The 12,738-nt window shown below is 37.9% G+C and carries 10 protein-coding genes; 8 read left to right on the forward strand and 2 right to left on the reverse strand.

The features are described from left to right. A partial coding sequence (locus ODU45_RS09025) for a site-specific integrase (RefSeq protein WP_398581171.1) occupies nt 1-982 on the reverse strand: 982 nt, incomplete at its 3' end. 1,441 nt (nt 983-2,423) lie between these two features. Between ODU45_RS09025 and ODU45_RS09030 the strand changes: the two genes are divergently transcribed. From ODU45_RS09030 to ODU45_RS09060, 7 genes are all read left to right on the forward strand, one after another. After that, entirely contained in the window at nt 2,424-2,600 is a 177-nt protein-coding gene (locus tag ODU45_RS09030) for a helix-turn-helix domain-containing protein (protein ID WP_228377754.1), read from the forward strand. A gap of 3 nt (nt 2,601-2,603) precedes the next feature. Then, nucleotides 2,604-3,599 (forward strand): YdcF family protein, encoded by a 996-nt coding sequence (locus ODU45_RS09035; RefSeq protein ID WP_044682367.1) that lies wholly within the window; start codon nt 2,604-2,606, stop codon nt 3,597-3,599. Nucleotides 3,600-3,618: 19 nt separating this feature from the next. Next, nucleotides 3,619-4,317: a response regulator transcription factor gene (locus ODU45_RS09040; RefSeq protein WP_398581172.1), complete on the forward strand. Its 699-nt coding sequence runs from the start codon at nt 3,619-3,621 to the stop codon at nt 4,315-4,317. Beyond that, nucleotides 4,307-5,326, forward strand: a complete 1,020-nt coding sequence (locus tag ODU45_RS09045) for a HAMP domain-containing sensor histidine kinase (RefSeq protein ID WP_024416726.1) — start codon at nt 4,307-4,309, stop codon at nt 5,324-5,326. The genes ODU45_RS09040 and ODU45_RS09045 overlap by 11 nt, the downstream gene beginning before the upstream one ends. 113 nt (nt 5,327-5,439) lie before the next feature. Beyond that, nucleotides 5,440-6,192 carry an ABC transporter ATP-binding protein gene (locus ODU45_RS09050; RefSeq protein WP_314733854.1) on the forward strand — a complete coding sequence of 251 codons (753 nt, stop codon included), beginning with the start codon at nt 5,440-5,442 and terminating at the stop codon, nt 6,190-6,192. Next, nucleotides 6,179-8,083, forward strand: coding sequence for an FtsX-like permease family protein (locus ODU45_RS09055; protein ID WP_024416728.1), 1,905 nt, complete (start codon nt 6,179-6,181; stop codon nt 8,081-8,083). The genes ODU45_RS09050 and ODU45_RS09055 overlap by 14 nt, the downstream gene beginning before the upstream one ends. Nucleotides 8,084-8,087: 4 nt before the next feature. Beyond that, nucleotides 8,088-8,459 (forward strand): hypothetical protein, encoded by a 372-nt coding sequence (locus tag ODU45_RS09060; RefSeq protein ID WP_024390393.1) that lies wholly within the window; start codon nt 8,088-8,090, stop codon nt 8,457-8,459. Between the two features lie 1,040 nt (nt 8,460-9,499). Here ODU45_RS09060 and ODU45_RS09065 read toward each other — a convergent pair. Next, entirely contained in the window at nt 9,500-9,841 is a 342-nt protein-coding gene (locus tag ODU45_RS09065; RefSeq protein WP_053867173.1) for a helix-turn-helix domain-containing protein, read from the reverse strand. A 130-nt stretch (nt 9,842-9,971) separates the two neighbouring features. Here ODU45_RS09065 and ODU45_RS09070 point away from each other — a divergent pair, with 130 nt between their 5' ends. Beyond that, complete coding sequence (locus tag ODU45_RS09070; RefSeq protein ID WP_398581173.1) at nt 9,972-12,533, forward strand: SEC10/PgrA surface exclusion domain-containing protein; 2,562 nt, start codon at nt 9,972-9,974, stop codon at nt 12,531-12,533. The last annotated feature ends 205 nt before the right edge of the window (nt 12,534-12,738 follow it).

The following is a 12,738-nucleotide window of genomic DNA, read 5'->3' on the forward strand; positions in this document are numbered from 1 at the left end:
CAATTTTACAAGCTTTTCTGTCGAGTGAGATGCCAACTAACTCTTTACGCAGATGGATAACTTCTTTACGATTTCTAATCTTGGAAATTTCGCGTGCTACACTGCGATAAACACGCTCTGTATACTCAGCACGATACTTATGTGGCTTTAATGCAGTGGGAACTTTCTTTCCATCAAAATCGTCGAGACTTAAATCTTTGGGAACATGAAACACTCTCTTTTCTCCTGCTCGTTGGAAAATAGCGACTAACCACTCTTCCTCCTCTTGACTAGTAGCCATGATTGGAGACCAGCGATCTCTGCGTCCTTTTGTGTGATGTTTACGGCCGTCTAAATTTAAATACCAACGACCATCACGGCCACGTTGCATAGCATCACCAGTGACATGGATCAGTTCACTTTTACGTAAGCCTGTTGCGACAACTACTTTATGCCAGTAGTCGTTATTTTTGTTGGATAAACGATAGTCTATATGTAATACACGATTGTTCATGCGATTTGCACGTGTACGTGGTTGTGTAGCGATGAAATTAGTTGAGGAAACTCCGAGAACTTTGGCCAATGCTGCTTTGTAGGTAGCTTGTGTATATGGACTTAAACCAATCTCTATACAATATTGTAAGTATTGATTGATAAGTTCTATCCAACCTTCCGTATCTTTTTCAACATTACCTAATACCATTAACTGTTCTGGTGAAATGTGAATTGAAACCCATTTTGCAAAACAATGCCATGAACCCGAATAGTTATGGAGTGTACGATGAGTGTGGATTAACTCAATGTCATCTCCTGTTTCTTTGGCCTCTTTACGCTTAATGCCTTTTCCTTTTTTGAATCGTTTCTTTAAACTTGAAACTCCTTGAGAATTGACAAACTGAAGTCGGCCTTCTGGTGTTTTTAGCGCTTTGTTTTGTTTTTCTATCGCATGTTTTTTCATTTTTCTACGATCTGAACGTGATCGTCTTTTTTTATTTTTAGTCATAACTGACTCCTTTCTTTTTTGTACCAATGGTTGAGGTGTTTTCGATTAACGCGATACTTCCGAAAACAGTGTCTTCCTGCTGCGGCAGGTGTTCTTTATGTTTTTTTGATTGGAGAAGACTACTCCAATGCTCAATTTGGATTCTAGAGCTTGAATAATTGAAACGCTTTATAACGTTTATTTTTTGTATTTTTTCGATTTGAACGATTTCTTGCTTTGGTTTCGCTATTCGTAAAACTGGATTATAACTATGGACTCAGTAATATTTCCTCCTTTATGATGCAGAATTTATTTAATAATATTTCAATTTGATTGTGACTATATCTTTGTTACTTTATCTGGACCTACGGCCTAAAAACTCCTTTCTATATTTTGTTAGTTGAATAACTGAGTCATTATTTTTGAAATAATTGAACCTTACGAATATGAAATCGCACTATTTCCTCCTGTCTATCTGATGTTGAAAAAACACCAGATAGTGTTTAGCTCTAGTCATTCAATTTTTACGATATTACTATGCCACATTTTCAAAATCAAAAAAACACAGAAATATTTTTCTGTGAATAGATAAGAAGCTGAAAAGTATTCGACATGCCAATTCTGTAGAAAGGAAATAGTATAACTTAAAAAGGTAAAAGATGACTTTTCAAAAATCCATTACCTTAACGAATCAATTGATAGTGAAACTAGTCCATTACTAGCTAAAAGATGGTTAAGTAGAGTTTCCCATTTTATCGCTAAATGTGGAATAGTAAAGAAGTCTAAGTTTTCTTAAAAAGTGGATTTGAATAGAGGTCCATTATGATAGAAATAATGGTGTATTAGAGTAGCCCACTTTGATTTGCGATATGGACTTTTATAATAATCCATATTTTCAGTAATGTTGGAATACTAAAGAAAACCATGAAAACTTGACTTATTGGTTCATATAGGAATCCATTTTTCTATGAAAGATGAGCCAGTAAAGTAACCGATTCAGTCGTAAAAGATGGCTAACTTAAAACCACCGTTTAGTTTATGTTTATGGACAAATATAACCATCCATTTTTTCTCAAAAAGTGGAATAGTAAAGAAGTCTGTGGAATAAGTAAAGGGCAGGAGATTTCGATATTTTCTGCCTATTTTTATTTATTCTACTGATGTTATTATTGAGATAATCTCATTTTTGATGAGATACGTGTTTAGCGTGAGTAAACTATCGTTACTCATCGCTAAACACGTAGGCTTGCAGCCCAAAAAGAAAGCTCGATGCTTTCTTTTTTCCTTGCAGTCGGTTCTAACGAACCGATGTTTTGCGAACCGCGCAAAACCTGCTCGCGAAGATTGCTCTCACAATAAAGTTGCTTGCCGGTATTGTATCTTACTAAAAAACTTGATATTATTCGGCTAACCGTCTATAATATAAGTAGATGGATTAAGGAGGACGGCAATGTTCGAGTATATGACTGTACAAGACGCAGCAAAACTATGGGGCTTGTCAGATCGACGAGTGCAGAAACTTTGTAAAGAAAACCGTATCAAAGGTGTAGTGCATTTAAATCGTATTTGGCTAATACCCAAACAAACACAGAAGCCCCTTGATCAGCGATATAAATGTAATTGGCATTCGGAGGAATAGAAAATGATATATTGGATTATATTTGGGGCTTTTACGGCTATATTTATAGGTTCATTTTTGAGGGAAAAACGTGCTTTCAGAAATTCAATCTTTCTTGCATTGAGCTTAGCATCGCTATTTGTTGCAGTGGCTTATGCTACAAATGGGACAATAGTTAATACTTTACTTAATATAGTTCTGTATACAGTCATCCCGTTGATTTTACTGTTTATTTCCTTTGTCTTTATCTATGCAGGAGTGATTGCAATAAAAAGAGAACGTTTCAGTTTGGTACACAGTTTATCTATTGCGTTTGGAGTTGGAATTTGGGGCGCATTCGTTGCTGTGGCAGTAACGATTTCAGCTAAAAATTTATCGACTATTACGATGTCAATGGTTGTATTGATTGCCCTCATCGCGATGTATGTTATTTTTACTTTTTCAGCACTCTTCATTTACTCACAGCTCTACCACCTTTTGCCGAAAAACAAAAACTGTGATTTTATTATCGTACATGGTGCTGGGCTGCTTAACGGCGAAAGGGTCTCCCCTCTGCTGGCTGGAAGATTGAATAAGGGAATTGAGGTATTTGAGAGTTCCGGGAGAAAAGCAAAAATTATAGTTTCAGGCGGCCAGGGCAGTGATGAAAATATATCTGAAGCCGAAGCCATGAAAAATTATCTTCTGGAAAAAGGAATCTCTGAGCATAACATTATCATGGAAGATCAGTCCACCACAACTCTTGAGAACATGATGTTCTCAAAAAAAATTATGGATCAGATGATGTCCCAGTACCGTGTGATTTTTGTAACAAATGATTATCATGTTTTTCGAACTGGGACATATGCAAAACAGGTTGGATTAAAAGCGGATGGTGTTGGGTGCAAAACAGCTTTTTATTATTGGCCGAATGCGTTTATCAGAGAGTATATCGCAATTATTCTCAAATATAAAGCAGTGCCTATCGTGTTATTTCTTCTTTGGTTGGCGGGTACGGTTATTTCGTTGTTAAATTTTTAGACGGGAAAAGGAGATAAATATGGATTATAAAATTATGATTATAGAAGATGACATTGATATTGCCGGACTTCTCTCAGACCATTTACAACGGTTCGGTTTTTTAGTCTATTGCTGTAAAGATTTAAAAAATGTAATTGAGGAATTCAAGCTGGAAAATCCCCATCTGGTTTTGCTGGACATCAATCTTCCTGTCTATAACGGTTTCTATTGGTGTAATAAGATCAGAAGTATCAGTCCTTGTCCGATTATATTTCTTTCTGCCAGAAATACAGACTCCGATCAAGTTCATGCCATTATGAACGGAGGGGATGATTATATTACAAAGCCATTTTCTTTTGAAGTGGTCACAGCAAAAATTTCCGCCGTCCTCCGCCGCACATATGGAGAGTATTCAAGTTTCAACGCAGATGAATTACAATGTGAAGATTGTATTTTTTCAAAAAGCAAATTAACATTGTCTTGTCATGGACATATGACGGAACTATCCAAAACAGAAGCAGGTGTGATCCGGGTGATGTTTCAGAATTATCCGAATATTGTAAGCCGTGAGGAACTGCTGAATGAAATTTGGGATGATGAGAGTTTTGTAGAAGAAAACACCTTGAATGTGACAATCAGCCGGATTCGCAAACGATTAGAGCGCATTGGCTCCACCCTTGCTGTTAAAACCGTCAGAGGCGTTGGTTATCGCATAGGAGATTCACGTCATGAAAAATAAAAAACTTGCAAAACATTTAAAATGTTTTGTTTTGGATCACCTATGGGTAATTCTTCTTTTTTTAGCAGCGCCGGTTTCCATTATGATTGTTTATTTGACTTTAATTAGTGGAAATCCCGGAGGAACATGGTGGTATTATGTATTTTTATCTCTGTTTATTTTATTGTGCTTCTTGCTTTACCGGCTATATTCCACATGGGATTTTTATGAAATCCTTTGTAATGAAAACAAGACCTTGGAGGATTTTCTAATCAGCGAACCCAAAGGCCGCGAGGAACAGCACTATCGGAAGTTAGTTGAGGAACAGCACAGGTTATATTTAAACCGGTTAGCTCGTATGGAGGACAAGCAAAAGCAGAGTAAGATCATGATTTATCGCTGGGTGCATCAATTAAAAATGCCTTTATCCGTGATCCGTCTGGTTTCAGAAAACAAAAAAGGCGATTCGGATTTTCGTAAAATAGCACAATCAGCGGCGCAAATACAATATGATTTGGATCAGGTTTTGAATATGTATAAACTTGATGCAATAAAAAATGATTTTCATTCCGAAAAAGTGAATTTGCACAGTATGTGTAAAGATTGTATCAACGAGTTAAAAAGCTCATTTATTACAAAAGGAATTTTTCCAAAACTTGAGATTGCAGATGATTTGGTGGTGTACAGCGATTCCAAATGGCTTCGTTTCGTGTTGTACCAACTCTTAACCAATGCTATCAAATATAGTGATGAAGGAAAGAAAATTACCGTCCGTGCTGACAGATCAGAAGAATGTACTTCATTGAGTATCCAAGATGAAGGATGTGGCATTGATCCTCGTGACTTCAATCGAATTTTTGATTTGTTTTTTACGGGACAGAATGGACGCCTGCGCGGAGAATCAAGCGGATTGGGCTTGTATATGGTAAAACAAAGCCTGGATTATCTGGGACATACCATAATGGTGCAGTCAGAATTAGGAAAAGGAAGTACATTTACTATTTATTTTCATGCAAAAAGTGAAATATAGCATTTCGAGAAAGATTACAAAACTGTCATGTTCCGTAATCTTTCTCGATTTTTATTTTTTGAGATATCAGCTATACTAAATGCAGAACAATGAAGGAGGTTGTAAAGATGTCAATTTTAACAACAAAACATCTTGGTAAAGTATATGAGGGAAAAGTTCCATATACCGCTTTGAATGATATTAACTTTAGTATTGAAAAAGGAGAATTTGTCGCCATTATGGGACCATCCGGTAGTGGTAAAAGCACTCTTTTAAATGTGATTTCTACCATCGATCACCCTACCAGCGGCAGTGTCTGCATTGATAGTGAAGATCCCCACGAAATGAATGACGACCAACTGGCACATTTTAGACGGAATACCTTGGGCTTTGTATTTCAGGACTTCAATTTGGTGCATACTTTGACAGTGGGCGAAAATATCATGCTGCCGTTGACATTGGAAGGTGTTCCTGTTCCTGAGATTAAAAAGCGCACCGCGGAGGTTGCTGCACTTTTAGGAATTGAGCCTCTCCTTTCCAAACGCACTTTTGAAATATCCGGAGGGCAGGCACAGCGTACCGCGGTTGCCCGTGCCGTTGTAACCAATCCGTCTTTGCTTCTGGCAGACGAACCTACCGGAAATCTCGATTCCAAGGCTACGAAAGATGTTATGGAATTATTCCGGATGCTCAACGAAACGAAAAATGCCACTATCCTGATGGTAACGCACGATTCTTTTGTGGCGAGCTATTGCAAGCGCGTCCTGATTATCAAAGACGGACAGTTATACCAGGAAATTGTCTCCGATGGAAATCGAAGGACTTTTCAACAGGAGATTGTGGATGCTATGAGTCTTTTGGGAGGTGAACCGCATGACCTTATTTGACTTTGCCCGCAACAATATCAGCCGTGACAGAAGAAACTATATTTATTACTTCGTGAACTGCGTGTTTTCTGTATTTGTATTTTTCCTGTTCACAGTGCTGTCGTTTCACCCGGCCATGAGTATCATTGACCGAGACAGCACCATGGGGTTGATCCTTATAGTAGGCGAGCTTATTTCCATTGGATTTTCCGTTTGCTTTATTTCATACTCTGTGGGATGTTTTCTGAAGGCTCGAAGTCGCCAGTTCGGTTTGATCACTATTTTGGGCGCATCAAAAAAGCAGGTTAACAAACTTGTGTTTCTGGAAAACATGATTGTTGGATTTGCATCTATCGTAACGGGGATTTTGCTGGGATTTGTGTTTTCAAAATTCTTTTTGGACATTGCAAATAAAGTTATCGGCGTATCCGACTTTACTTTCTATTTCCCTGTTCAGGCAATCATTACTACTGTTATTGTCTTGGGAATTGTCTTTTTAGCGATTGCTTTTTTTACGCCAAGGCTGATTCGCAAGAAAGAGGTGGTACGTTTATTAAAAACCGAAGTAACCGGTGAAAAGCCACAGAAACTGTTACCCCTTCTTATTGTATTTTTAGTTTTATTTGGTTTTATGGTTTGGCTTTTTACAAGCGGGACACAGATGGCTAAACAGATTCAGGACAACAGTGTGACTGCTTTGGTGTTGGTTTTTACCATTATCACTGGAACTTATTTGATGTTTGCCTATGGAATGCGTATGGCCCTTGCCCTTTCAAAAAAAAGTCATGCAAGAGGACGTTTGCTTTATAGCAGCGATAAAAAAGCAAAACTGAGAGCAAATGCGCAGACAATGACAATTTCCGCTGTATTGTATGCCATTTCATTCTTTTCCATCATCCTCCTGTTTTCCATGTCGACAAATGTGAAAACAGAAACGGAGAAGATCATGCCCTATGCTATAAGTTATAATGCCTGGACAGAAAATGCAGATGTTGCCGGCGACGTGGCTGTGATTGAAAAGGAACTGCAAGACTTGCCCGGTTATCAAAAAGCTGTATTTAACCTTTGGTACAATAAGGCTAACCCAACCCGTTCTGCGATGATGTCTGCAAGTGATTACAACATCATAATGAAGTTTCTCGGTAGAGAAACAGTGACAGTTTCAGAAGACGGCGTTTTTCTCGTTGCTGGAAATGCAGGAGAAACCGTCAAAAAGATTCCGTCAGATATTCAGTCCTTTATGGATGAAAATCGTTTTGATCTGTCTGTAGAAGGATATACAGAAGCAACCATTATGCTGTCCGGTTTCACAACCAATGTTTGCATTGTAAATGATTCAGTTTTTGATGCTTTGAAGCCACAGATGGACAGCAAGACTATCACAGCATTTGTTTATGATAACTGGGAAATGAATAGTCATAGTCCCGAAGCGGTTGAAAACTCATTGAAAACCAGTATTGAAAACAGAGATGCAAATGTGATAACTGCGTACAGCTACTATCGCACCAGCCAGCTGCAGAACAATCTGACGTTATATATCGGCAGTATGCTGTGCTTCACGTTTATTCTTGCAGTTGCAAGCTTTATATACTCCAGACTATATTCGGAGTTGGATGCAGAATGCAAAAAGTACAAAGGAATTGTAAAAATCGGGTTGTCCAAGAAAGAGTTATCTTCTGCATTGCGTAAGGTAACATCCTTGATTTTGTTGGTTCCTTTCCTTGTTGCTCTGATTTACCTTTGGATTGGAATTTTTATTAGCGAACGATTTGCGATTGTTTCAAATATTCCGGTAGCTTTCTGGTGTACAGTTGTGCTGCTTGTATTGCAGACGGGAATTTACTTTGGAATCGATGCTTCCTATCGAAAAGCTGTTTTCCGTAAAGTGTATCAGGATTATGAAAGGAGTTAAAAGAATGAAGAGAATATTTAGCGTATTGTTTGCCGCAGTTGTGGTCTTATGTATGCTATCAGGATGTTCAATGAAAAATGAAACTTATTCTGACGAGGAAAAACAAGTGATTAAAGCAGCAAATCAAATTATTTCCAGCGAGTACGATGTAACGTTTGATGAAGGCGATTTTTCCTATAGTGTAGGTAAACAAATCAAGGAAAATGAATTTGTATCACTTGATTCCGAAGAAAAACAGCAGGAAACTTTTGAAAATATTGTAAGTGTTTCTGCACTTAAAACCAGTCTCCATGAAAAAGGCGAAGTATATGCCTATTCTGTGATTTTCAACTCTCAGACAAAGGAGATTGTGAGTATTAGCGTGAATGTTGAGTAACAGTGATAAGATATGGTGATTCATGATGCCATCCCTTTGGCCACGGAATCAGCAAACAACAACTGCTCGGAACTCAAAAGTGAGTTTAGCTTTTATAAATTGTAACGTATGGATACCTGACATGCAAATAAAATAAATTTAGAATCCGTAAAAAAGTGACTTTGTAAAAGAATACTTTTCTGATGTTAATAAACTTCTAGATGCTATAAAGAAAGTACATAGTATTAAAAAATCATCAATTCCAAATGATTTTCGAACACTTTATGATTTATTAAAAGATAAATTTAAACAATAGTTAACAACTCTAAATTGCTGGTGACTGGAAAAGCTGTTAATGAGAGTTTACCTATTCTATATATTAGAGGAAAGTTTGGTGATAGGCGTAACATGTTTTTATTGCAGGCGGGACATAAAATTTCTGATTTTTCCGAATTTGAGGATTCTTCAAATTATATGAGGCCTAGGTTAGTATTAGGCCAATCTCTAATCCAATATAAAGAAGATGACTACTTTTACAGAAGTTAGCATGATTAGAGTTAACTAGTATAAAAAGAAAGAGGTCAATCAAATTGAAAGTTGGTGACAATTTTGAATTAAAGATTTTGCATTTTCTTTTGTAAAATCAAAGTAAAAACCACCTCAAATGAAGTGGTTGACTAGTCTATTTTATGGTGTTAATTGGTGTCAATTTTATCCAAATCAGTGGATTTTAGTCCATTTTCATGGAAGTTTCATTTTTGTAAATGTTGATATAACGGGATTTGTAAGGGTTAAGAATTCTTTGTTTTCAATAGCGAAATTCTCTAAACGTTAAGAACCAGCTACAATACAGTATTTACAACACTTCATGGTTCACACCCTGGGGTGTTTTTTTGATGTTTTTTTAGCAAAATTCACACCACTTTTCACACCAAATTCACACCATTACTTTTTAAGATTGCAGAGTAGAAGGATATGAGTAGTAGAGACAAGGTTAGTATGTATTTTTGAATGTGATAAAAACGAGCAGGATCACGCTGCTCGTTTATGTGTATTTGCTACTAATCGTTTTCTCCGGCTTTTAGAATTGCATCGAAAATTAATAAATACTCTTTGCGTTTGTTACTGCTTAGATTTGATAAGTTTGTCTGCAGGGTGTCGAGTAAGGGATCTATCGGTTTGTCGATTGCTTGATAGTCATTGAAGAAAGTTGTTGTTGAAATGTTGAAGGCGCTAATTAATTTCTCTAAGGTATTAACCTTGATGTTTGAACGTTCTCCACGTTCAATTTTTGCGATTGAAGACACATCGATATTGGCTGCTTCAGCTAATTGTTCTTGTGTTAGTTTAAATTCTTTTCGTAACTTTTGTACCTGTTTTGCAACATATTGGTCAAGGGTCATTTCCTGTCCTCCTATCCTCTAAGGATATATGTTTTTAAGGACAGTTAAAAGGTCTTAAAAGGACTATAAAAATAGACTTATAAGGATAGTTTGTGTTATAATAGCTTTAATAAAAATATAGGAGAACAATATGAACAAGAAGATAATCCTTAATAGCTTATTGGTACCGTTAGTTGCGTCAACTGGAGTGGTAGTTCAGGCAGAACAAGTAGATACTACCAACGTTCCAGAAACAGTTGTTGAGAACTCTGCTCAAAGTACAGATGTTACAACAGTTCCTACAAAGGGAGAAGTAGAACAAGCTAAATCCGAATTGGATGCGGCTAATACTGCGGTCGCAACTCAGGAAGCAGTTGTTGAAAAACAGCAACATGCGGTCAATACAGAAGCGGTTGCCGTAACGACAGCCAAAGAAGAATTAACATCAGCGAAGACAATTGCAGAAAATGCAACTGATGAAAATATCGCTGCTGCATCACAAGCGGTAACTGAAGCTGAAACCAAAGTGACAGAAACTGAACAAGCTATCGTTAAAGCACAGAATGTTGTAAGTGAACAAGAAGCGGCTGTTGCTACACAGGAAGCGGTTGTTTCTTCTGCACAAGAAAATGTTACTTCTAAACAAGCAGAGGTAACTTCAGCACAAGCAGTTGTTGATTCTGCCCAAGCTAGTCTTGACGGAACAGGTGCAAGCAAAGTGATTGCAGCTCAGGAAACCGCTCAAAACAATGTTACAACCGCTGAAACTGCGGTATCTACTGCACAAGATGAATTGGCTTCTGCTCTTGAAACAGACGCTGCACGTGCAATCTCTATCATTGAAAAAGAGAGAGCTGTAACATCTGCACAAAAAGCAGCAACCACAGCAGCGGAAACATTGGAAGCTGCTCAATCAACTGCAACGAGCACACAAGCGACCTTGGATTCTGCTACAAGCGCTTTGGCAACTGCAAAAGCGGATTATGACTCAATTAATACCATTTTTGTATCAGATGAATATGTAGAAGCTCTAAGACAATATAAAGATAGTCGCTATGGTGGTGACGCTTACAAAGCCGCAGTTGCCAAATTAAAAGAGATCAACGAAGGTTTACGAGCAGCAAATACTTACAAATCAAATGCGAATGACAAGTTGATTGTAATTGAAGATGTAAACAATATGTCTGACGAGTTGCTAACAGAGCTTTCTTTATTTGCATCTGACTTGGTAAATCAAGTTCGAGCTAAATTTGGAACAGTCTCTACATCTGTAACTACAAGCAGTGTAAAAGCTTCTGATTTGGTAACTGATGGATATGTAGCAGATAACTATGGATGGGAAAGTATCGTAGAATTCAGCCACAACGACTCCGCTCTGGATAAAGCAGGAAACTACTTTACTAAAGTGACGGTTGGAGAGAATTTAAACACCTGGAAAACCCTTCTAAGTAGAACGAACGTAGATAATGTAAAATCACTTATCTACCGTGCTATGATTGACTTCCTATACAACGGACGTGAGTGGCTACACGCGTCATCTGTGACAGGTTTGGATCTTTCAAGTCGTGCTACTGCAACGTATCTTGGTGTAGATATTTCTTCAGTGGCAGGTGCAACCAGTGTCCACTTGAACGATATTGACACAACTGACCTCTGGTCTGGGAATACCTTCAGCACCACAGCTATCGCTAATCCAAATGATAGCGCGACTATCCGTAGCACTTACGAACAGACCCAATACGAACAGACCCAATCTGCTTACAATACTGCGTTGGCAACCAATCAAGAAGCACAGAATGCTCTTGCTACTGCCAAAGATACAAATACAACAGCTCAGACAGCCCTTGCAACTGCTAAAGCAGAACTTTCTAAAGTTCTTGCAACGGCTGAACAAGCGCCAGCTGCTCGTATTAAATTAGCGACAGCTCAAGCAACTCTCGCAACTGCACAAGCAACTCTTCGACTTGCAAATGAAGCCGTGGCTAACTTGAAGGCAAGTATTCAAGAAAAACAAGCAACATTAGCAGCTGCTAAAGCAGTTCTTGGAGAAAAAGAAGCAGCACTCGCAACAGCAAAATCAGAGTTGGCAACAGAAGTAGCTACTTTGAACAATTTGAAAAATCAAGTTGCTTCATCAAAAGCTACGATTACTGCTCTTGAAAATGAACTAGTAACTGCAAAACAATTATTGGCAACAGCAAAAACTACTCTAGCTAATCTGCAAAATGCACCTGCCTTGTTGGCAGCAGCACAGAGCAAATATGATCAAGCTAACGCAAGTTTGACAAGCAAAGTAGAAGTTCTTAATAAAGAATTGGCCCTCCTTGCAGATTTGAAAGCGACTCAAACGATTAGTGAAGAAAACTACACTGCCCTTTTGAATGCTTACAATGCTTACCTTGAAGAAGTAGCTGCTAAAGAACTTAAAGAACGTTTGGACGCAGAATACAAGGCTATCGTTGACAATAATGGAACACCTGTTCCTGTTGTAGATGAAACTGGAAAAGTAGTAGGTTATACAGATTCTAACAAGTCTGTTGCTCCTAAAGCAGTAGCTATGACTACCCAAGCAAGCACAAAGGCTATGACGACTCAGAAAACCTCTCAGCCGGAAACTAAGATGTTGCCGTCAACAGGTGATACATTCAGTCTAATGAGTTTAATCGGAGTTGGTTTGTTGGGTCTGGCACCGGTTGCTCGAAAACGGAAGTGATTGATTTCCAGTTGGCTTTAGACTAACTATGTGAAAATAAAAAGGGAGTGGAAAGAACTCGACTAGTCAAAAAACGAGTTCGTCAAATGATATACTCCCCTTATAGTGGACAGTGAAAAAACAAAAATTTTCACTAGAAACTATAAAGGGAGTTTTATTATGTCCAAAAGAAGTCCAAAGTCTGTCTCTGAGAAACTAGAAATTG

It is taken from the genome of Streptococcus sp. 2022WUSS135 (assembly GCF_044427045.1).
Taxonomy (GTDB): domain Bacteria; phylum Bacillota; class Bacilli; order Lactobacillales; family Streptococcaceae; genus Streptococcus; species Streptococcus hashimotonensis.